The 22,999-nt window shown below is 36.4% G+C and carries 20 protein-coding genes and 1 pseudogene; 13 read left to right on the top strand and 8 right to left on the bottom strand.

The window, feature by feature from the left end; genetic code table 11:
* Positions 1-24 precede the first annotated feature (24 nt).
* The gene (gene sucD / locus C237_RS0107510; RefSeq protein WP_018675886.1) at positions 25-897 is read left to right on the top strand and encodes a succinate--CoA ligase subunit alpha; all 873 of its coding nucleotides are present in this window, start codon (positions 25-27) and stop codon (positions 895-897) included.
* 129 nt (positions 898-1,026) lie between these two features.
* Positions 1,027-1,695, top strand: a complete 669-nt coding sequence (locus C237_RS0107505; protein WP_018675885.1) for a porin family protein — start codon at positions 1,027-1,029, stop codon at positions 1,693-1,695.
* Positions 1,696-1,788: 93 nt separating this feature from the next.
* On the opposite strand, the gene C237_RS0107500 is transcribed toward C237_RS0107505, so the two are convergent.
* On the bottom strand, positions 1,789-2,025 hold the full coding sequence (locus C237_RS0107500; RefSeq protein ID WP_018675884.1) for a DUF6341 family protein: 237 nt from the start codon (positions 2,023-2,025) through the stop codon (positions 1,789-1,791).
* A 43-nt stretch (positions 2,026-2,068) separates the two neighbouring features.
* On the opposite strand from C237_RS0107500, the gene C237_RS0107495 reads away from it, so the two are divergent.
* Genes C237_RS0107495 through C237_RS0107485 form a run of 3 tightly spaced genes read left to right on the top strand, consistent with a single transcriptional unit; the run spans position 2,069 to position 4,191 of the window.
* Complete coding sequence (locus C237_RS0107495; protein ID WP_018675883.1) at positions 2,069-2,986, top strand: DUF6427 family protein; 918 nt, start codon at positions 2,069-2,071, stop codon at positions 2,984-2,986.
* Positions 2,983-3,573 (top strand): DUF3109 family protein, encoded by a 591-nt coding sequence (locus C237_RS0107490; protein WP_018675882.1) that lies wholly within the window; start codon positions 2,983-2,985, stop codon positions 3,571-3,573. The genes C237_RS0107495 and C237_RS0107490 overlap by 4 nt, the downstream gene beginning before the upstream one ends.
* Before the next feature lie 51 nt (positions 3,574-3,624).
* The gene (locus tag C237_RS0107485) at positions 3,625-4,191 is read left to right on the top strand and encodes a hypothetical protein (protein WP_018675881.1); all 567 of its coding nucleotides are present in this window, start codon (positions 3,625-3,627) and stop codon (positions 4,189-4,191) included.
* A 64-nt stretch (positions 4,192-4,255) separates the two neighbouring features.
* Here C237_RS0107485 and C237_RS0107480 read toward each other — a convergent pair whose 3' ends face one another.
* The 4 genes from C237_RS0107480 to C237_RS0107465 all read right to left on the bottom strand — a co-directional run bounded on the left by C237_RS0107480 (position 4,256) and on the right by C237_RS0107465 (position 7,278).
* The gene (locus C237_RS0107480) at positions 4,256-5,020 is read right to left on the bottom strand and encodes a 3'-5' exonuclease (protein ID WP_018675880.1); all 765 of its coding nucleotides are present in this window, start codon (positions 5,018-5,020) and stop codon (positions 4,256-4,258) included.
* Between the two features lie 15 nt (positions 5,021-5,035).
* Positions 5,036-5,755: a CDP-alcohol phosphatidyltransferase family protein gene (locus C237_RS0107475; protein ID WP_018675879.1), complete on the bottom strand. Its 720-nt coding sequence runs from the start codon at positions 5,753-5,755 to the stop codon at positions 5,036-5,038.
* Between the two features lie 24 nt (positions 5,756-5,779).
* Complete coding sequence (locus C237_RS0107470) at positions 5,780-6,943, bottom strand: GlmU family protein (protein WP_018675878.1); 1,164 nt, start codon at positions 6,941-6,943, stop codon at positions 5,780-5,782.
* Between the two features lie 80 nt (positions 6,944-7,023).
* Positions 7,024-7,278 (bottom strand): type B 50S ribosomal protein L31, encoded by a 255-nt coding sequence (locus C237_RS0107465; protein ID WP_026315563.1) that lies wholly within the window; start codon positions 7,276-7,278, stop codon positions 7,024-7,026.
* Positions 7,279-7,438: 160 nt separating this feature from the next.
* On the opposite strand from C237_RS0107465, the gene C237_RS0107460 reads away from it, so the two are divergent.
* From C237_RS0107460 to C237_RS0107450, 3 genes are all read left to right on the top strand, one after another.
* Positions 7,439-8,833: a hypothetical protein gene (locus C237_RS0107460; RefSeq protein ID WP_018675876.1), complete on the top strand. Its 1,395-nt coding sequence runs from the start codon at positions 7,439-7,441 to the stop codon at positions 8,831-8,833.
* 176 nt (positions 8,834-9,009) lie between these two features.
* Positions 9,010-9,504, top strand: coding sequence for a metallophosphoesterase family protein (locus C237_RS0107455; RefSeq protein ID WP_018675875.1), 495 nt, complete (start codon positions 9,010-9,012; stop codon positions 9,502-9,504).
* On the top strand, positions 9,501-9,995 hold the full coding sequence (locus tag C237_RS0107450; RefSeq protein WP_018675874.1) for a Smr/MutS family protein: 495 nt from the start codon (positions 9,501-9,503) through the stop codon (positions 9,993-9,995). The genes C237_RS0107455 and C237_RS0107450 overlap by 4 nt, the downstream gene beginning before the upstream one ends.
* A gap of 48 nt (positions 9,996-10,043) precedes the next feature.
* Here the strand turns inward: C237_RS0107450 and C237_RS0107445 are convergent, their stop codons facing one another.
* Complete coding sequence (locus C237_RS0107445) at positions 10,044-10,922, bottom strand: hypothetical protein (protein ID WP_156809727.1); 879 nt, start codon at positions 10,920-10,922, stop codon at positions 10,044-10,046.
* A 211-nt stretch (positions 10,923-11,133) separates the two neighbouring features.
* On the opposite strand from C237_RS0107445, the gene hemN reads away from it, so the two are divergent.
* The 5 genes from hemN to C237_RS14565 all read left to right on the top strand — a co-directional run bounded on the left by hemN (position 11,134) and on the right by C237_RS14565 (position 18,277).
* Positions 11,134-12,489: an oxygen-independent coproporphyrinogen III oxidase gene (gene hemN / locus C237_RS0107440; protein ID WP_018675872.1), complete on the top strand. Its 1,356-nt coding sequence runs from the start codon at positions 11,134-11,136 to the stop codon at positions 12,487-12,489.
* Between the two features lie 82 nt (positions 12,490-12,571).
* Positions 12,572-15,451 (top strand): protein translocase subunit SecD, encoded by a 2,880-nt coding sequence (secD, locus tag C237_RS0107435; RefSeq protein WP_018675871.1) that lies wholly within the window; start codon positions 12,572-12,574, stop codon positions 15,449-15,451.
* Between the two features lie 112 nt (positions 15,452-15,563).
* On the top strand, positions 15,564-16,286 hold the full coding sequence (gene lipB / locus C237_RS0107430; RefSeq protein ID WP_018675870.1) for a lipoyl(octanoyl) transferase LipB: 723 nt from the start codon (positions 15,564-15,566) through the stop codon (positions 16,284-16,286).
* Between the two features lie 39 nt (positions 16,287-16,325).
* Positions 16,326-17,522 (top strand): low temperature requirement protein A, encoded by a 1,197-nt coding sequence (locus C237_RS0107425; RefSeq protein ID WP_018675869.1) that lies wholly within the window; start codon positions 16,326-16,328, stop codon positions 17,520-17,522.
* Between the two features lie 404 nt (positions 17,523-17,926).
* A complete protein-coding gene (locus C237_RS14565; protein WP_156809726.1) occupies positions 17,927-18,277 on the top strand; it encodes a hypothetical protein in 351 nt (116 codons plus the stop codon).
* A gap of 301 nt (positions 18,278-18,578) precedes the next feature.
* On the opposite strand, the gene C237_RS0107415 is transcribed toward C237_RS14565, so the two are convergent.
* Complete coding sequence (locus C237_RS0107415; protein WP_018675867.1) at positions 18,579-21,515, bottom strand: VIT domain-containing protein; 2,937 nt, start codon at positions 21,513-21,515, stop codon at positions 18,579-18,581.
* A gap of 139 nt (positions 21,516-21,654) precedes the next feature.
* Positions 21,655-22,978: pseudogene (gene mgtE / locus C237_RS13660) on the bottom strand (magnesium transporter).
* Positions 22,979-22,999: the final 21 nt, after the last annotated feature.

Below are 22,999 nucleotides of genomic sequence, written 5' to 3'. Positions count from 1 at the left end.
CAAAAAAATAAAAAATATATCAATATGTCAGTATTAGTTAACAAAGATTCTAAAGTAATTGTACAAGGATTTACAGGTAATGAAGGAACCTTCCACGCCAGCCAAATGATAGAATATGGAACCAATGTAGTCGGTGGAGTTACACCAGGAAAAGGAGGCTCTGAGCACCTTGGAAAGCCTGTGTTCAACACAGTAGCAGAAGCGGTAGAAAAAGCAGGAGCTAATGTAAGTATCATCTTTGTACCGCCTGCATTTGCTGCAGACGCTATTATGGAAGCTGCAGACGCTGGAATTAAAGTCATTGTATGTATTACAGAAGGTATTCCAGTAGCAGATATGACTAAAGTAAAAGAATATATCGCAGGTAAAGATTGTCGTTTAATCGGACCTAACTGCCCAGGAATCATTACTTCAGATGAAGCGAAAATCGGTATTATGCCAGGTTTTGTTTTTAAAAAAGGTAAAGTGGGTATCGTTTCTAAATCAGGGACTTTAACTTACGAAGCTGCTGACCAAGTGGTGAGAGCAGGTTATGGTATCTCTACGGCTATCGGTATTGGTGGTGACCCAATTATTGGAACAACTACTAAAGAAGCTTTAGAAATGTTCATCAACGACCCAGAAACCGATGCGGTGGTTATGATTGGTGAGATTGGAGGTAACCTAGAAGCTGAAGCGGCTAAATGGTACAAAGCGAGTGGTTCTAAAAAGCCAGTTGTAGGATTTATCGCCGGACAAACCGCGCCTAAAGGTAGGACTATGGGACACGCGGGTGCGATTGTAGGTGGTGCTGAAGATACGGCACAAGCTAAAATGGCAATTATGAGAGAGCATGGTATCAATGTAGTAGATTCACCGGCAGATATTGGTAAAACTGTGGCTAAGGTTTTAGCTTAATGTTATCTACAATTTGAAAAGAATTAATAATAAGAAAAGAATTAATAATAAGAAAAGAATTAATAATAAGAAAAGACCTTGATGATATTACTCATTGAGGTTTTTTCTTCCAAAATAAAAATATATACTATGAAAAAATTAGCGTTAATGGGAACGATGTTATTGACGACATTATCCTTCGCTCAGTTAAGTATCCAATTTGAAAATACCAGATTTGGTATTGGTGCGGGTGCCAACTATTCAGGAGTGAGAAATGCACACAATCCTTCGGGAAAAAGATTAGGGTTCCAAGTTGGAGCGTTGGCTATGGTGCCAATTGATAATAATGACCAATTCTATATCCAACCAGAGGTGCAATATTACCAAGCTGGTGAAACGGGATACAATAAGAACGAAGGTGGTAATAAAACTACTAAATATTATAATAATTATCTTTCTGTACCACTTTATATTAAAGGTTATTTTTCTGAAGCAGAAACTGAATTTTTCGGAATGGTAGGTCCTAGATTTAATTTTTTAATGAGCCAATCCGTAGAAAATCCGTCTAGAAAAGTATATGCCATAGAAGGAGATTCAAAATACCCAGGGATTAATGGTAAAGCAGCTTCATTTAATTTTGGTATCGGTGTAGGCGTAGGGTTTAGCTATCAAAGACAATGGGAAATTGCTTTAAAATATGACCTAGGTTTATCTAATACCTACCCTAAAATGGTAGAAGATTATACGCAAGACCCTAATACACTCAAAAAGAAATCAGAGCAAGTGGTGAGTGTAACCCTTAACTATATTTTTGATTAACTTCCAGAATTTAGGTTTTAATTAAAACAGAAATAACCCAATACATAAGTGTATTGGGTATTTTTATATTTGGGTGTTTAGATTACTAAAGGCTTAGTAATCCTCTTTCTTATATAACTCTGGTTTATAGTAAGGATGTTTACCTTCCGTAGGGGAATAGTATTCTTTATCCTTATTGTTTCCAAGTGTACTAACTAGCACATAGCACCAATAGACAAAGAAGGCACAACCGACTAAAAATAAAATCCAATTAAGTACATAACCTGTGGTATCAAAAAATCCAAAAGACCATTTGAATACACTGCTTAAAAATAACCAAAAAGAAGTCATTATTTTTGTTTTTTAAATTAACTTTGCACAAAATTAAAAAAAAATGTTCAAATTACTCTCAAAAGAGATAAAAATTTTTTCTATTCCTATCTATGTAGGGGTTCTTTTTTTAATGATTGCAGGGTTCAATGTATTGTATTTCAATAAAATGCATTTGTTTTCTGGGCTGTTTAGCTTTTCGGGAATTGCCTTGGGATATTTTCTATTTAATAAAATTGGGCTTAATTATCGTACACATTTACCTTTTTTCATCTATACTTTTTTGGTATTTGCCTTTTATAGAAACAATATTGATATAGGTATTGCTGTTAATCTATTCACCAATGCCCTAATATTATTTATCTTAACCACGCGAGAGGAGGTTTTTAAAAAAAATTATTATTTATTAGTGGGAGCATTATTAGCTATTGGCTATTTATTTCTACCTACCACATGGGCAACTATTGTATTTGTAGTGCTTCATTTATTGGCAACCTCAGATCGGATAGGACTTAATTTTTTCCGTTTAGGGTTTGGATTTTTACTTATCCTAATATCATACTTAGAATGTATGTATATTTTGGGGCATCATAGTTTCAACCCTCAATATATTCCATTTTTTCCAGAACATCTAAGAACAGATTTTTATCCATTATATTTATTAATTCCAGTGTTAGGATTAATCCTTTATGGTATTCTCAATCATTTTCAATTTTATAATAAAAAAAGCCCAAGGAGCAGATTTAGATATACTTTTATTTTGCTTTACACCATTACTCAGATGTTTACTATTGTGCTGTATATGGGAGACAATTACGAATATTTACTCTTTTTAGCCTTACCTGCCAGCATTATTATCAGTAGAACACTGCGATTTATTCCCAAATATGCAGTGCAAGAAATAGGGCTTATGGTATTAATTATCACATTGATATTATTTAAGATAGGAAAAGTTATTGAAATTCAAAATATTACATTATGATTCAAATAGAAGATAAACTCATTTCAGAAGATATATTTAATGAAGAATTTGTTTGCAACTTGAGCCGTTGTAAAGGTGCGTGTTGTATAGAAGGCGATGCAGGAGCACCTTTAGACAAAGAAGAAACCGATATTTTAGAAGAAATTTATCCTAAAATTAAGCCTTTCCTTCGTCCAGAAGGTGTGAAAGCAATAGAATCTCAAGGCACTTCAGTTGAGGATTTTGATGGAGATTTAGTAACACCGCTTATTGATAATAGAGATTGTGCTTATGTTATTTTTGATGAAAATGGTATTACCAAATGCGGTATTGAAAAGGCATATGAAGCTGGAACTATAGATTGGCAAAAACCGATTTCGTGCCATCTGTATCCTATCCGCATTACGGAATATCCTAGTTTTACCGCCTTTAATTACCATGAATGGACGATTTGTAGTGACGCTTGTCAGCTGGGTAAAGAATTAAAAGTACCAGTTTATCAATTTTTAAAAACGCCTTTAATTCGGAAGTATGGCGAAACTTTTTATACCACGCTATCCGAGGCTGCCGAAGAATATCATAAAGCGTTTGGGAATACTGAGCGCTAATCTTGACCACTATCAATATTACTCTTATCTTTGCACTTTTAACAAACCGATATGAATAAATATTTTAAATTTTTAATTGCAGGGTTGATGATTACCTTTGCTATCTTTTTGATGATGAATAGAAATGTAGGCTGGGGCATTGTGGTGATTTTTTTAGCACTAATTCCAATCTTATTATTCTTTAAAAATGAATATATTTTGTTAGCATTTTGGAAGTTAAGAAAACAAGATATGGAAAAAGCCAAACAATGGTTAAGTCATATTAAAAACTATAAAAATCAACTTCATAAGTCTCAGTATGGCTATTATCATTATCTTCAAGGACTCACTTTAGCACAAGATGAACCTAAAAAAGTAGAACCATTAATGAAAAAAGCCTTAGACTATGGCTTAAATATGAAGCACGATCGTGCGATGGCAATGCTAAATTTAGCGGCAGGAGCCATGCAGAGAGGGAGAAAGCAAGAAGCACAGAAATTATTGGAAGAGGCTAAAAGATTGGATAGTGCAGGTATGATGAGCGACCAAATTAAAATGATGAAAGAGCAACTTAAAATGCCATCTATGCAAAAGCATATACACAACCCTCATATGAGACAAAGAGGAAAATATTTCTAAAATTTAATTCAATTTTTGATTAAAAACACTCCAAAAACCATCATATTTTTGGAGTGTTTTGATTTTAAAACTTTCTTTTCAGCTGAATAGCCGTTAAAACTTTTTTGGTATAAAGAGGAAAATCGGCGTTTTGCACCCAGCCGAAATAACCTGGATCTTTTTCCAAAATATCTGTTACCAATTGTCCTTTATATTTTCCAAAGGTAAATACCTCCTTTTTATCTGAGTTAAAGGCAATAAACCCTGCTAAGTCTGCAAACTTTTGATGGTAAGAAAACTCGCTAAGTCCATTCATATCCTTCGGTAATTCGTCATATTTTCCAACTTGGGCATCTAGCACCTCAAAAGTGGCTAAAGTATCAGCTTCTGCGGAGTGGGCACCTTCTAAATCTTTATCGCAATAAAAACGATAGGCAGCGCTTAGATTACGCGGTTCCATTTTATGGAAAATCACTTGGGCATCTACCAATTTTATTTTATTAAGGTCAAAATCAACCCCAGCCCTTAAAAGTTCTTCAGCCAAAAGCGGCACATCAAAGCGGTTGGAATTAAAACCACCAAGGTCAGCACCTTGTATCATGTCCATGATTTTTGGAGCAATCTCACGGAATGTAGGTGCATTTTTTACATCATTATCAGAAATTCCGTGTACTGCGGAGGCTTCCTTTGGAATTGGCATCTCAGGATTTACCAACCAAGTTTTACTTTCTCTGGACGCATTGGGATTTACTTTTAGAATACAGATTTCTACAATTCTATCTTTGGAAACATTAGTGCCGGTGGTTTCTAAATCGAAGATGCAAAGCGGTTTATGGAGTTTTAAATTCATTGTTTTAGGGTTGGTTTAATGTAATTCTTTTTTGCGAAATGTAAATAGTGAAACTAAAATATAATAGATAATGACCAATGGAATAGCCGTTATTTTTAATGCTAAAATTAAAATGATACTGCCGATGAGTAAGATCAACTTAGGGTAATTATCTTTAAGTTGTTTGGATTTAAATTTCATGGCGATCATTTTAATAGGACTGATCAGCAACCATGAAGATACGAGTGTTAATAAAAGCAGTAAACCTAAATGCTCTGTAATGAACGCATAGGCCCCAACGGTTTTATAAGCGTAGTATAATCCAAAAATCATAATCGCGTTACTTGGGGTGTTTAGTCCTTTAAAGTAGAATTTTTGGTCATCATCGATATTAAAAATTGCCAATCTTAAACAAGAACCCAATGTAATCAATAATCCTAAATAGGCGGTGTCAAAAGGTAAGTGAACCCCCATGATTTCATTGCCAAAAGGCTCTAACATCTTAAACATCGTTAGCCCTGGCACAAGTCCAAAACTTACCATATCGGCTAGGGAATCTAATTGAACGCCTAAATCGGAATTGGATTTTAAGGCACGCGCCACAAAGCCATCAAAAAAATCTAAAACTAGAGAAATGATAATGCATATAGCAGTGGTTTGATAGTCACCTTGAATAAGGTGTATAGCACCTACGCACCCTGAAAATAAATTCCCAAGAGTAAACGCATTGGCTAGGTTATTCTTTATAAAAGTCATAATAGGATTTTAATCATCAGTCGATTAGTAATTTTCAAAAATATACTTTAGTATCGCTTGGTCTTTTTCTGTGAAGGGCTGTTTACGGCGGTGCATCATTTTTTCTGCGACTTCATAGGCTTTGTTAAGGGTAAACTTTTCATCGTCACGCATCCCGCCCCAGCTAAAGTTTTCTACTAAGTTCGGAGGGAAGCCACTTTTAAAGATATTCGCCGCTACACCAACGATAGTCCCTGTATTCAGTTGGGTGTTAATGGCGGTTTTAGAATGGTCGCCCATAATCAATCCGCAGAACTGCAAGCCTGTTTTTTCGAATTTTTGAGTGCTATAATTCCAAAGTTTTACCTCGGCATAGTTGTTTTTAAGATTCGAGGAATTGGTATCGGCACCAAAGTTACACCATTCGCCTACTACGGAATTACCAAGGAAGCCATCATGCCCTTTATTGGAAAAACCAAAGAACACAATATTATTAACTTCGCCCCCAATTTTACAATAAGGTCCAATGGTAGTCGCACCATAGACTTTAGCCCCAAGGTTAAATACCGCATGGTCGCACAAGGCAATAGGACCTCTTAGGTGGCAACCTTCCATCACTTCGGCGTCTTTGCCGATGTAGATTTTCCCTTTAGAACAATTAAGAGTAGCGTATTCTATACTAGCACCTTCCTCTATGAATAAATCTTTTTTATCGCCAATAAATCCATTAGTATCGGATAAAGGTTGAGAAGTTCTTCCTTTAGTCAGTAAATCAAAATCAAAATCGATGGCTTGGTTATTATAAGCAAACAAATCCGAAGGTCTTTTAAAGAAGATTAGAGGTTCGGTTATTTCGATCATGTGTTCTATTTGGCTAAGAGAGAAATTTTGCATTTGTACTTTAGCCGCTATCAACTCATCTTTATAAACCAAGGCATCACCCACTTTTAAATCTTTTATTTGTTGTACTAATGGTTCGGTTGGTAGAAAATTAGGAACGATAAAAAGACTTTCTTTAGGCTCGGGTTTAGGATATTTTTCTTGTAAATAATCTTCTGTTAGATAGTAAACTTCTTGTGAGTTTAATAACTTTTGCCATCTTTCCGAAAAAGTCAAAATACCGCATCGCATTTCGGCAATAGGTCTAGTAAAAGTTAATGGAAGAAACGCACCCCAGTATTGGGCGTCTGAAAAAACCAATGGTGTCATGGGATAAAATTATTTTTTGCTAAGATATAAAAAAACCTTTCTAAAAAAGAAAGGTTCTATAAGTTTTTATGTTCAAAAAATTACTTTTTAGCGAATTTTTTGTATTTGTTCATGAACTTGTCTACTCTACCTGCAGTATCTACCAACTTCACTTTACCAGTGTAGAATGGGTGAGAGGTAGAAGAGATTTCCATTTTGATTAGTGGATACTCTTGACCTTCGTATTCGATAGTATCTTTAGTTTCTGCAGTAGACTTGCAAAGAAACATTTCGTCGTTACTCATGTCTTTAAAAACAACGAGTCTATAATTTTCAGGGTGTATTCCTTTTTTCATCTTATGAAATTTTTTTAACTTTAATTTAATGATTAACAAGCGTGTAATGGCGTCGCTTTGTGCTAAAAATTTAGATTGCAAAAATAGAATATTTTTTTGATTCTACAAAAACTTTTTTATAAATAAATTAATTATCTTTGAACTTTAAAAAAGATTCAAAATGAGATTCATATTTGGAATAATCATGACGCTAGGGCTGCTACTGGCTTCTTGTCGAGAAGATATAAACTTTGAAACTACTGATGCATCGGCACTGAGGTTTTCACAAGATACTTTGGTTTTAGATACGGTGTACAGTCAGGTACGCTCGGAAACTTACGCCTTTAAAGTCTATAATGATAGCGATAAGGATATTAAAATTCCACAGATTACCTTAGAAAAAGGACAAAATTCTATGTACAAAATTAATGTAGATGGACAATCTGGGGTATCGTTTCAAAATATACCGCTTAGAAAAAAGGATAGTTTGTATGTATTTGTAGAGGTAGCGCCTGTTGCCAATGCACCAGAAGCGTTGGAAATAGATAGGGTGTTGTTTGGTAATGCGTCCAAAGGCGTTACGCTAATGTCCGTGGTCCAAGATGCTGAGTTTTTTGTATCTACCAAAGACCAACCTAAAACCATTGATCAAAACACGATTTGGACTCATAACAAAGCCAAAATTATTATGGGCGAACTTAGTGTAGCAGAAGGTAAAACCTTAACGATAGAGCAGGGGACAAAGGTTTATTTTTATAAAGATTCAGGACTTAAAATTTCCAAAAATGCGGTACTAAAAGTCAATGGCGATTATAAAAAAGAAGTCCTCTTCCGAGGTGAGAAAAATAGCCCTAAATACGACACTATTCCTGCCAATTGGAACGGTATCCGTTTAGAAGAAGGTGCTTTGGCTGAGATTAATTACGCTAAAATTTTTGGTGGCAATACGGGATTAAAACTTAATCACGCTAAGGCAAATCTTAAAAACACCATCATTCACACCTTCCAAGATTATGGCATTTTTGGTAACAATGCTGATTTAAAAGCCGAAAACTTGGTGGTCAACAATTGCGGGCAGTCGAATATTGGTATCGTAAAAGGGGGCAATTATGAATTGCTTCACGCTACATTAGTCAACTATTTTTCTATGGGGTCTGTGCAGGGAAGTTTAGGCATAGAAGCGGCTAACGAATGGAAAGATGGCGACCAACCAGCCACTTATGCACCTCTTAATTTAACCCTTAAAAATAGCATCGTTTACAACAAAACGGATAATGCCATCGTCTTGAAACCTACTAGCGGTCAGGTGTTTGATTATCAGTTTCAAAATATTTTAACCAAATATAGTGCTAAGGACGCGGGCTATGCTTGGGACAGCAATCCGAACATCACGCAATCTATTAAAAATGAAGACCCTCTATTCATCCATCGTTTTATCGAAAAAATGAATTTGAGGTTGCAACCTCAGTCGCCAGCGCGTGGCAAGGGCAATAATGTAGTAGCCCAACAAGTGCCGTTGGATATTACCAAAGTGTCCAGACTCAATCAGCCGAATTTGGGAGCTTATCAGGAATAGAACGATTTGGGCGTGCCCCTCGCCGAGGCTAAGGCAGCCACTCGGGTCGGGCTTTCGGCTCTATCTTTTTTGTCAGCCTTTCGCTAAGCTCAGACAGACAAAAAAGGATGCCGCCTCTATCCCTCACGCAACGAACCGTGTAGCCAATTGGATTATTAATATTTAAAACCCTTTTTGTGAAACAGATACTTTTACTTTCAGATACCCACTCTTATATAGATGATAGGATTTTGTCCTATGCCAAAGAAGCAGATGAAATATGGCATGCAGGTGATTTTGGTAATATATCCGTAATTGAACAACTAGAAAAGATAAAACCATTGCGTGGCGTCTATGGAAATATTGATGGTAACGAAGTAAGGCAAATTTTCCCTGAAGTCTTGCGTTTCCAATGCGAAAAAGTAGAAGTTTTAATGATTCATATTGGTGGCTACCCTAATAAATACACACTTTTAGCCAAGCGGGAATTGGCAAAGGAAACCCCTCAGTTATTTATTAGTGGGCATTCACATATTTTAAAAGCCATGTATGACGCCCCATTATCCTTACTACATCTTAATCCAGGTGCAGCGGGTAAGCAAGGATGGCATCAGATGCGTACGATGATGCGGTTTAAAATTGAGGGCAAAGACATTAAGGATTTAGAAGTCATAGAACTGGGTAAAAAATGAAAGTAGGCGATACGGTTTCTGTAATAGACGAGGCGATAAGAGGTGTGATTACCTCGATTCATGAGGAAGAAATAGTCTTCCAAGATGAATATGGTTTTAAGCATTTCTACTCTAAAAATGAAGTAGTAATAGTGAAACCAGAAATTTACCAAGCCGTACCGATTGAAAAAAAGCCAGAACCCCAACCTAAAAAAGCTAAGAAAAAAACAACCAAGCATTTGGTGTTAGATTTGCATTTTGATCAATTAGTGAACGATCCTCACGCTTACGAAAGTTTTGAGCGTTTACTTATCCAGAGGGAGAAATTAGAAGACACTTTAGAATTTTGCCGTACCCACCGCATTAAAAAATTAGAAATCATCCATGGCATTGGCGATGGTATACTTCAGCAAATGGTTTACGATATCTTGCGCAGCAAAGCCGATTTAGACTTTGATGATGATGGTTTTTTCTACCATCAGTCCGGTTCGGTTTGGGTAGAATGGAAATAAAAAAGCACCATTATAAAAACGATGCTTTTGTTTGGGTTGAGGTTTATCCTATTTGTTGTATTCTACTTTGACTGTTCTAGCTTTCTTAGAGTTGCCATTATAAAACACATCAATACTTATAGGGTAATTCTTTTGGTTATAAGTATATTCATATTTAGTTTCATATTTAGTTTCATCTTTATCATTATTTTCCACGAAACTTTCGCTTAATACATTTTCAAGAGAGCCTACAAATTCATTATCTAACAGAAATTCAGAGTAGGATAAATTTTTCATTCCTGCTATATTCTTTAGAATAGCATTTTTCCCATCGTATGTATAAGTATATGTGGAAAATCGAGAATCAACAATTGGGTTGCCATTGTAATCGAAATAAGTCCGATTGCGGGTTCCTTCTTTTTTTATGACTTGTTTATTAGAATTTAATGTAAAGACTAAATTCCCTTTTTCTATACTATTAAGTTGATTTTCATAATAGTTCTCACTTTTCGAAGTCACATTGATAGTTTTACCACTAATAGCATATTTTATTATAGTCTTTGTAATAGACTTTTTGTTATTACTAGCTGAGTATGTTGTTTCCTCAATAAGATTGCCATTAGCATCGTATTTAAAATCAGTTTTGTATTGCTCATATTCATCACTATCATCAATAGAAGAAATTAAATTACCGTCATATTTTATAATAGAGTGATCTGTTTTTGTTTTGCCGTTGACAGTATATACTTTACTCATTTTTATTAATTTACTACCATCATATTCTAAATTGGAAGTTGATTCTGGAGTATTATCATTTTTACTTTCGTGATCGTAAGAAATAAACTTTACAGGAAGCGGTGCATCTTGTTCTGTTGTAGGGTCGTCATTATCGCGGTTGCACGATACTAAGGCTGTTGCCACGAATAGGGATAAAAATAGTTTTTTCATAATGTATTTTTTTACAAAAATAAGATTTTTATTGGAATAGCCATTCGCATAAAATAAAAAAAGCACCATTATATATAAAATGATGTTTAGAATTTATATTCAATCCCAATAAACAGAATTTTAGATACTTTCTATGTCCTATTTTTTAATTTTAAATCCCCCAAGAATAATTTTTTCTATTCGTTCTCAAATCTTTGCTTATTTTTGCAAAATGAATTCGCTAGTAGACAAATACAATATACCTGGTCCACGCTACACTTCTTATCCTACAGTGCCTTATTGGGAGGATGATAAATTTACCGCCGAGGCATGGGAAGAAACAGTAGTAAGAGCCTTTAAGGAATCCACACACGAGGGGATTTCTATTTACATCCATTTACCATTTTGTGAGCAACTCTGTACTTTCTGTGCTTGCCACAAAAGGATTACCAAGCAGCATTCGGTAGAAACACCTTACATAGAATCGGTGATTAAAGAGTGGAAACTCTACTTAAAATTATTTTCCGAAACGCCTACGATTAAAGAATTGCACTTGGGAGGGGGGACTCCTACTTTTTTCTCACCAGAAAATTTAAAATACTTAATTGAAGAAATTTTATCCGAAGCCAAAGTTGCAGAAAAACCAGAGTTTTCATTTGAAGGGCATCCTAACAATACCACTAAGGAACATTTGCAAACCCTTTACGATTTAGGATTTCGCCGCGTAAGTTTTGGGGTGCAAGATTATGATGAAAAAGTTCAAAAAGCCATCAATAGAGTACAGCCGTTTGAAAAAGTGGCTCAAGTAACGCAATGGTCTAGAGCAATTGGTTACGAAAGTATTTCCCACGATTTAGTCTTTGGGCTACCGTTCCACGATTGGGAAAAGATGGAGCATACCATCAGAAAAACCATGACGCTAAAACCCGATAGAATTGCATTTTATTCGTATGCCCATGTCCCTTGGATAAAAGGTGTGGGACAAAGAGGTTTTGATGAAAACGACTTGCCAAGCGGGGAGGAAAAGCGTAAACTCTATGAGAATGGCAAGCAGTTGCTAGAGGAATTAGGCTATAAGGAAATCGGAATGGACCATTTCTCTTTGGAGCATGATGAGCTCTACCAATCTATGGTGAATAAAAAAATCCATAGAAACTTTATGGGCTATACCTCTGGAAAAACCCAACTGATGGTGGGACTAGGGATGAGTGCCATTTCGGATTCGTGGTATGCCTTTGCACAAAACGAAAAAACGGTGGAAACTTACCAAAAAAGAGTAGACGAAGGCAAAATCCCTGTGTTTAGAGGACACATCCTTACCGATGAGGATTTAATCATCAGAAAACATATCCTTAATCTCATGTGTCAATTGGAAACTTCTTGGGATGCAGAAACGAGGTTTGAAGAACTGCCCGTTACCTTAGAAAAGCTAAAGGAAATGGAACGAGATGGTTTAGTCAATATCTACGATAATGGGATTAAAATCACAGAAGAAGGGCGTGCATTTACCCGAAATATTGCCATGTCTTTTGATTTAAGAATGCTAAGAAAAGCGCCAGAAACCCGTTTGTTTTCTATGACGGTTTAAAATATTAACCATAAAATTTATTATTAGGTTGAAAAACACTATATTTGCCCACTATAATTTTTAATGTTGTAAATTACTGAAAATGCAAGGAAAAGGACTTATAACCATTGTAGCCATTATCTTAGGACTAATCTGTCTTAATGAACTTTTGCCCACTTTCTATGTCAATAGGATTGAAAGTGAAGCCAAAGCCATCGCAGGGGATAACCAAGCAAAATACCAAAAGGAAATCGCTAGGCTTTCTAAAGATACCGTCAATCTTGGCTTTACCAAACTCAACTATACCGATGCCAAAGAGCGCGAAATGAAGTTGGGACTAGATTTAAAAGGGGGAATCAATGTATTATTAGAAATTAACCAAAGAGATTTAGTAATGGATTTGGCGAATTATTCTTCAAATCCTGTGTTACTGGAGGCGTTAGATAGAACCGACCAAGCACAGAAAAACTCTACAAAATCTTATATCGATGATTTCTTTATCCAATTTGATGCGGTCAATAAAGCGAAAGGAACTAATGTAAAATTAGCCAGTCCAGAAGTCTTTGGAACTCAAAAACTAAGTGGCGAAATTAAATTCAACACTACTAATGATGAGGTAAAAAGAATCATTACTAAAAAAATAGACGATGCCGTAGGTTCTGCCTATGAAGTCATCAGAACGCGTATCGATAAAATGGGGGTAACTCAACCGAATGTACAGCGTGTACCAGGGACGGGTAGAATTTTGGTAGAAATGCCAGGAACTAAGGATATCGACCGTGTGAAGAAAATGCTTCAAACTTCTGCAAAGCTTCAGTTTTGGGAAGTACAGCAAGTACCAGAAGTTGCACCTTATTTTGAACAATTGTCTAAGTTGGTAATGGCTAAAGGTGACTCTATGGGCGTAGCTAAAAATACCAACTTTATTAATATGCTTAATATTAATTCACTTAGAAGCAACGGCGTTGGTAATATCAAATTAAGCGATACTGCGGCGGTAAATAAAATATTAAAGAGTGCCGTAGCGATAGATGCGCGTCCTGCGAACATTAAGTATACCAAATTTATGTGGGGCTATAAGCCAGAATCTAACGACCCAAACCATTTGGTATTGTATGCCATCCGTTCTAATATTACGGGGAAAGCACCAGTAGACGGAGCGGTAGAAAAAGCCAATATCAACTATGACCAGATTGGTAGAGTAGTCGTGGATATGCAGATGGATAGTGAAGGGACTAAAGATTGGAAAATCCTTACAGAGAAAAATGTAGGTAAGCCAGTTGCCGTGACTTTAGATGATAGAGTATACACCGCACCAAATGTAGTAAATGCTATTCCAAACGGGCGTACACAAATTTCGGGTAATTTTACTCAAGACGAGGCTCAAGATTTAGTAAATGTATTAAATACAGGTAAACTACCTGCGAGTGCCAAGTTGGTACAATCAGAAGTGGTAGGGCCTTCATTAGGTCAAGCCTCTATTGAAGCGGGAATGTGGTCGTTTATCATTGCCTTTATCTTTATTGTAGTCTATATTATTTTCTACTATGGTGGGGCAGGAGTTTATGCGGTAATCGCGATGATTATCAACTTGTTCTATATCTTTGGAATTATGGATTCCTTAGATGCTACACTCACCTTGCCAGGGATTGCAGGGATTGTGCTGACGATGGCAATGGCAGTGGATACCAATGTGATTATCTATGAAAGAACCAAAGAAGAATTATTTGCAGGCAAAGGCATTAAAGAAGCTTATACCGATGGATTTAAACACGCACTTTCTGCCATTGTCGATGGACATTTAACGACTTTACTTACCGCAGTGGTACTTTATATATTTGGTACAGGACCAATACAAGGATTTGCAGTCACTTTAATTATCGGTCTATTGATGACATTCTTTACTTCGGTATTGTTGTCAAGAGTGATGATTTTTAGCCGCCTTAATAAAGGCAAAGGTTTATCTGTATGGACAGCAGCGACTAAAAATATATTTAAAAATGTATGGATTGATTTTATCGGTAAAAGAAAAATTGCCTATGCTATTTCTATCATATTAATGATTATCAGTATTGCTTCTATTGCAATGAATGGCTTTAAACTAGGAGTAGATTTTGAAGGTGGTAGAAACTATGTAGTGAAGTTCGATAAGCCTGTGGAAGCCACCCAAGCCGAGCAAAGTTTATCACAATTGTTCCAAACCAAATCAGGGAAGAATAACTCGGTAGATGTAAAAACTTTTGGTAATAATAGCCAATTAAAAATCACTACCGATTATAAAATTGATGATGAATCTCTAGCGGCTGACCAAGAAATAGAAGCTAAACTATACGAAGGTTTAAAAGCAAATTTCCCAGCAGGCTATACTTTAGAACAATTTAAAACTTCCGAAGGCGACGATTTAGGAATTGTATCATCTACCAAAGTAGGACCTACCGTAGCCGATGATATTAAAACAGGAGGTACTTTTGCAGTAATCGCTTCGTTGATAGGTATCTTTATCTATATCCTATTTAGATTTAGAAAATGGCAATTCTCTCTTGGTGCGGTGGCGGCACTATTCCACGATGCGGTGATTATCCTTGGGGCTTACTCATTATTCTATAAAGTATCGCCATTTAATATGGAAATCAACCAAGACTTTATCGCAGCGATATTGACGGTGCTAGGGTACTCTATTAACGATACCGTAATTGTATTTGACCGTATCCGTGAGTTCCTAAGAGATAAAAAGTCTACCAGCTTGGCGAAGTTGTTTGATGACTCTATTAGTAGTACCTTAGGTAGAACATTCAATACTTCATTTACAGTATTGATGGTAATTTTAGCTATCTTTATCTTCGGTGGAGAAAGTTTAAGAGGCTTTATGTTTGCCTTGCTATTGGGTATTGGTTTTGGTACTTATTCCTCAATATTCATTGCTTCGGCATTGGCTTACGATTTCTTAAAAGGTAAGAAAACAGAAAAAGATATCATTAAATAATAATGTTTTTATAGGTTAGTAGTGAATCCCCGCTTTTAATAAGAGTGGGGATTTTTTATGGGCTGAGTTTAGTTAAAAAAGCCTTATCTTTGCTCATAACAAAACCATTCTCATGAACGCGATTCTAAATAAAACCCTTCAGTTTCAAGATTTAGGTCTTAAAGATTACCAGTCTGCATTCGAGCTTCAAGAGCAATTGATGAAAAGCATTATTGATATCAAACTCAATAATAGAGACCGCAAAGATGGTATCCAGGAAAAGACGCCTAACCACTTTCTTTTTGTGGAGCATCCGCATGTTTATACTTTAGGTAAAAGTGGTGACGAACACAATATGCTGATTAATGAAGATAAGCTAAAGGAAATCAATGCTACTTTTGTAAAAACCAACCGTGGTGGTGATATTACTTATCATGGGTTTGGGCAGATTGTAGGTTATCCTATTTTGGATTTAGATAATTTTAAAACCGATATCCATGCTTATATGCGTAGTCTAGAGGAAGTTATCATTCGTGTATTGGGAGAATATGGCATTAAAGGGGAACGCTCGGCAGGGGAAACAGGCGTTTGGCTAGATGTAGGGAAACCTTATGCCAGAAAAATTTGTGCTATGGGCGTAAAAACTTCTAAGTGGGTAACCATGCATGGCTTTGCATTAAATGTGAATACCGACCTTCGCTATTTTGAATATATTATCCCATGTGGTATAAAAGATAAATCGGTAACTTCTATGCAGCGCGAATTGGAAAAAACCTTTAGCCCAGAGGAGGTGCAAGAAGTAAAAACCTGCATCAAAAAACACTTTACCCAAGTCTTTGAATCGGAATTTGTGTAATTACTTAAAATTATCCCATGAAACTACATCCGAATCCCAATGCTTGGGCGTTCAATTGACGAAAAACACCGAGCGGCTACACCTTTAGAATTATTTTTTGATTTAATTTTTGTGATTGCCATTGCGGCAGCGGCGAGAGGTTTACATCATCAATTGGCAGCTCACGAGGTGGGATATGGCAGTATTCAATATGCGCAAAATTTTTTCTATATCTGGTGGGCATGGATGAATTATACATGGTTTGCATCGGCTTATGATACCGATGATACGCCATTCCGTTTGGTTACATTTATACAAATGTTTGGGACTTTGGTTTTTGCCGTGGGTATCACGCAAATGTTTAACGAGCAGCCAAACTATACCGCAGGCATTATCGGGTATATCATTATGCGGGTGGCCATGGTGCTTCATTGGTTACGAGCAGCAAAAGAAGATCCAAAAAATAGAAATATCAGTCTTCGATATGCTTTAGGCGTTGCCTTGATACAAGCAGGATGGACGATTTGGTATCTGTATCCCGCTGATTACGACCAGAAAAGTTGGGTAACACTCCTCATTATTTTAGGCGAAATGTCCGTTCCTGCTTTTGCTGAGGGTAAAAAATTGTCAACCACTTGGCATCCACACCACATTGCCGAACGCTACGGATTATTGACCATTATTGTACTAGGTGAAGGCTTATTGGCAACGGCAAATACTGTCAACAAACTCATTAGCGATACGATTAGTTGGACGCATATTATTCTTCCGTTGGGATTAAGTGCTGCAGCGTTAATTTTTGCCCTTTGGTGGATTTATTTTGAGATGCCTTGGGGACATATTTTAGAGAAGCGCCGTACCCGAAAAGTCGGTTTTGTTTTTGGCTACACCCATTATTTGGTTTTTGCCTCTTTGGCGGCTTTGGGCGGTAGCTTGGAGTTGGTTGCCGATGCTGCGCAACAGTATTATTTGCCTATTGATACACCTATTGAGCATCCCGTTTCTCGCTTATATGCGATGATGGTTTTATCTATAACTTTGGGAATTTATCTGCTAAGTATTAGTATTTTACGCATTGTACTGATTCAAAATTCTAAAAACAATAAACTAGCTTTATGGCTTGGTTTAGTGGTCAGTGCCTTACCGATGACTTTGGTGTATTTCGGATTGCCTATGATGGTATCGTTGGGGATTGCTGTGGTGGGAGTGATTGCTTATATCCAAGTTTGTAATTGGGAAAAATGTAAAACCGTATAGTAGTAGTCGTTTTAATGTTTTGGGCGTGCCCCTCTGCCTTTCTTAGAGGAAAGGCAGAGCGTCGGTCTACGGGCAGTCGTTCTTTTTTGGCTTTCCTAAAAAGCCAAAAAAGGAACTCCCACAATGCCCTCCACCCTCACGCGGATGGAGTGGATATAAATTATTGGTTCTAAATTATTTTAAATCAATTCCATTGATAAATTTTATATCTTTGCTTAAATTATTTAAGATTTTTGTTAAAAATATCTATTGAAACCTCATAAAAAATATATTACATAGGAGGAATGATAAGCTTGATTTTCATTCCGATACTATTTTGGATTTATGCTAAGCCTACTTATGATAGGTTGAATTTAAGGGCTATCAACTTTGGTCTTCCCTATAAAATCAAAAAAGGCGAGCAGATGTCATTAGACTCAATGATTCCCATAAAAGACTATCAATATAAAACAGTCATAGTACCTAAAAGTTTTGATAAGACAGCTGAGCAATCCTACTTAGCATTAATAGAGAAAAATAAAACACAAAATATTGATAAAACGGGAATTAAATTTCAACTTTCAGATGATAATTCTTATACAGACTTGGTAAAACTCATTGACATAATGGAAAAGACCAATCAGGATAGATATGGTTTAGATACGGGAAGTACCAATGCATTTTATTATATTTACAAGACAGAAAATAATCCTCATATCGCTCCAATTTGCGGTAACATAGCTGAATATTCAAAAAGAGGAAAGGAATATTCTTAGTTTTTATTTAACAAACCTTATATAATGTATATGCTGATATTAGGATATTTGGTTTTAAGTGTTTTGTCGATAGTAAATATTAACTTTAATAAAAACGCTTGATAGTAGAGCGCATAAAATTGGACTGTTGAAGATTGGTATGTATATTAAATTCGCCTCATCAAAAATATTTTTATTGATAAAATTTACAAAATTCTAAAGTTGCTATGGACGATATAATCGTGTGATATTTCTATTATGAGTTTATAATCTTCGGAGGGTAGTATCTCATAAATTTTATTTTGATAAATAACTTGAACTTTTAAAACTCAAACTCTCCGATAAGAACACCATCTTCTTTATCCTTTTCTTTTTCACTTTGGAACACAACAATTTTTCGTTCTTGTTGTCCAGACGCATAATAGATATAAATCTCTGCCATCAGTGTTGTAGGTCCCGAAATACTGGTTTGTCGCTCACCAAAGAAGTTGGTTTTTATCTGGTATTTTCCTTTGATGGCCTTTTTCAAAATGAATTGTTCAGGACCAAATCCAGAAGTGAAATCTCTGCTCAACCTTCCACCTATGGCTGTTCGATTATTAGAATAAAAACATTTTTCGCCTTTTGGATCAATTACCCAAAGGTCGATATCGGTATCATCTTTATTCCAATTGAGCACTACTCGAATTTCTACAGGCAAATCGGCAATCAATTTTGGATTGATATCACTTGTATCTAATTTACCTTTGTGTCTTGCAATCAAGCTATTAATTTCCATCAAAATCGTTTCTTCAATTCCACGATCACGATCGGACAATTCTTGGGTATAGGTATTGGTAAGCATTTTATAAAAATTGTCTAAGGCTTCTTGTAGTTTTCCTGCATCTTCACAAGCCAACGCATAATCGCGGTAACTTTGTGGGTCGAAAGGTCGCCATTCTAAAACCTTGCCTGCGATATACCATTCTTTATCATAAAACTTATGCTCTTTGAGTCGGTACATCAGTAATTTGTACAACTCTTCATTTTCAATATCCAAATCCACAACGCTACTCAATACTAACAAACCTTTCTCACGATTGTTTTTCTTAAACAGCAATTGAGCAATATCAAAATAAAACGATGGAGTGGTTTGGTATTTCTCACGAATAGACAAATAACGAGTGTATAAATTTTCTGAAGATTGCTCATTCAATCCTTGCAAATAATCTTGATCTGACTGGATTTCTATGGTGGTAATCTTTGCTTTTTTATTACTGTTTACTATTTTATCATTTGAAATACTAACGCCTGCTAACTGTCCTTCAAGTGCTTGTGAAGTTACTGTGGAAGTAACTACCACCTCTTCCAATTCAGATGCTTCTTTACTAGCGGCAGCATTTGCTGTAATAGATGAAGTTTCTTCCACTACCATATCTACAGCAGCATCCAATTCTACAGTTGCTGGCGGCGGAACTTCTGCCTCAGTCTTAGGCTTTGGATATTTCTTTTGAGGTTTAAAATCCGTATTCCACCATTTTTTAAGGTCTTCAATCATATCTTCGGCATCGGACATAATGGCGACTCTTTCTTCTGAAATTTCATTTTGTTGATTTTTTATCAAACGATTGTACTCTACCAAAAGTTCGCTGGGTGGCGTGATTTTATATTTGACATAATCATTGACATTCTCCAAAACCATCAGGCTGGTATTATGGGTAACGATACCAAAAGTTTTTCCAATTTCTTTGATTTCCTCTTGATTTTTGTCAGAGAAAAGTTCCAATTCTGCAATTTTTCTTTGTGCCCAAAATTGTGCAATATTCCAATCGGTGGTCGATTGTTGGTTCGCATCAAGTGTTAGGGTTCTCTCAATAGTAGGCGTATTGCCGTAGCCAAACAACAGAGTTAGCGTCGTTTTGGGTTGATTGACAATTCCTGCAATAGAAAAGGACTCATCTACCGATGTTGGCAAGGATGGATATTGCTCCGAAACTTTTGTAGTTTCTTTAATTCCTAAAAATTTCAACGGCTGTATGGTCAATTTATCAAGGGCTTTTTGCGTGTTGATTTGGTTTAAGTTAATCCATTCGCCACCCGTAGTCCTTGCCATCCATTGCAGTTGCCCAAAATTAGCCTTCGGCTGACTCGCTATCGTATAGGTTTTGGTCTGCCAAGGGAATTTTAGCGCTCCAAAAGTGGCTATTCCATCAGAGAAAAATAAAATTTCATCCGCCTTGATGGGTTGCAATTGTCCGTAATCCGTTCCTCCATCATATACCATTTGTTGCAATTGCTGTTTTAGAGCGTCCCAATTTCCGTTTTTAACCTTAAAAGTTCCTTGTGATTTCCAATAGATATTCAATGAATATAAATCGACCTCCACATTCTGAAGTTTCTGAAAATAAGTGTCTAATAATTCCCATTCCTTTGAATGATTTCTTTGTAAACCGCTCAATGAATTGTCCCAAACAATCGCGATTTTTTTCGGATTGGCTTTGGCTTTCGTTTCCGTTGGCACTACGACATTCGACAGAAAATAATAATGTCCGCCCTCAGCGGGTTGCATTACCGACTGCGAATAATTGGCGGGTGTGGGTATTGCGATTCTTAAATCGTTTGCAGGTTGGTAGTTGTCTTTTTTGATTGAGGCAGTCCAAACACTTCCATTCTTTTGAAAAGCAAAACTACCATCGGGATTTTCTACCAATTGAGGCGTTTGTATATTTTCAAAAACTTCTACATTCAACTCAAAATGCTCAAACATCTGGGCTTTGTCCAAAGGCAAATAATACTGAATGCCTTGCCCTTGTTTTGCCAACTCCATATTATAAGTGATTTGCACTGTACGCGAACCATTGGCTGGTATAGGATAAATTCGTGTACGGAAATTATTTCCTTCCACCTTCTCAATCATTCCTGGGTCGATGCGGCGTTTTCTGACGCTTTCATACACTTCCTTCGCCTTTTCTTTTTCTACGGGTACGGCATCGCGCAATTTTCCGTTGATATCAATTGCATAACCACTAACCGCCACTTGATTAGGTAGAGAAAAGGTTAGTTTTCCTTCCAAAATTCGTTGGGTTTTGTTTTGAAAAAGCATTGTGCAAATCGTGGTAGATAAATCTCCCGACACTTTTACATCATAACGAATATCTTTGAGGACCACCGTTTCCTTTGATTGTGATTTTCCTTTATCGAAAACCTCTAATTTTGCCGTTTGCGCGTAACTCACTACCGAAAGTAGCGTGATGATCCATATCAAAAGTTGCTTTTTCATAGTCAATTGGTATTTAAAGTTTTATCAAATATAGGGATTTTTTAGAATTTAATAAGGCTTTAGAGTTTTGGTAAACAAAAAACCGAGAGATTCTCGTAGAATCTTTCGGTTTTTATCGGTTTTAAACCGATAATTTGTATTAGAGCAACTTCCCACTGAGAAACAATGCTGCTACTGAGAAATAAATAATCAATCCCGTTACATCGACCAAGGTGGCTACAAAAGGTGCTGAGGCAGTCGCAGGGTCTAAGCCTACTCTTCGCAGTACAAACGGAATAAGTGAGCCTGAAAGTGTTCCCCACAACACAATAAATATCAGTGAAATAGAAACGGATAAGGCTATCGAAATCCAATACTCGCCATAATCATAAATACCTGTGGATTGCCAAACCAAAATACAAAGGAAACCGATCGCTCCCAAAATTCCTCCCAAAGCCAAACCTGAGATGATTTCTTTTTTCATCACATACCACCAATCTTTTAGGCGTAATTCTTGCAACGCCATTGCGCGGATAATTAGCGAAGCGGCTTGCGAACCTGAATTCCCTCCACTGGAAATAATCAACGGAACGAATAGGGCTAAAACGACAGCTTTTTCAATTTCGTCATCGAAATACCCCATCGCTGATGCCGTGAGCATCTCTCCTAAAAAGAGAATAATCAGCCAACCAGCACGCTTGCGAACCAACTCCAACCAAGGCGTTTGGGTATAAGACAAATCCAACTCTTCCATACCCCCGAACTTCTGAATGTCCTCGGTGTTTTCATCTTGAATTTTCTCCAAAATATCATCAAAAGTAACAATTCCTACTAATGTCCCTTTTTCGGTAGTGATGGGTAGCGCCGAACGGTCGTATTTTTCAAAAGTTGCGAAACTATCTTCTAATGAGGTGGTTGTAAGCAAACTAATGAAATTATTATCCATCAAATCAGTCAAGGGTGTGTCATTGTCGGCTAAAAGCAATTGTCCTATTTTTAAATCATCTATCAAACGATTTTGCTCATCAACTACATAAATATAAGTGAGGGTTTCGGCGTTTTTTCCGTGTTTTTTTGATATGGCTAAGCACCTGTTGCACCGTCCATTGTGGTTTGGCTTGTACATAGAGTGGTGTCATCAGTCGGGCAATGGAATCTTTGTCGTAGCCAATGAGGTTTAGTGCAATTTCTTTCTCACTATCATTGAGTAAATTCACGGAATATTTGATGAGTTCATCAGGGAAATTTTCTAAAATTGCCGTACGGTCATCGGGTTCTAAATTGTTGAGCATTTCGGATAATTCTTTATCGCCCAAAGATTTGATAATCTGTTGTTGGATATTCGTTTCGAAATACGGAAAGACCTCTGTTTTAAGGTCTTTGGACAACATCAAAAATGAAATATAACGACTTTTGTCGTCCAATTCTATCAAATGTTCTGCGATATCCGCAGGGTGCTGTCCTTGTAGTTTGTGGTTTTCCATGGGATTCTTCATTCAATCAAC

The sequence above is a fragment of the Riemerella columbina DSM 16469 genome, from assembly GCF_000374405.1.
Lineage (GTDB): Bacteria > Bacteroidota > Bacteroidia > Flavobacteriales > Weeksellaceae > Riemerella > Riemerella columbina.
The sequence above is the reverse complement of the archived record's forward strand: the minus strand, read 5'-3'. Positions and strand labels throughout refer to the sequence as shown.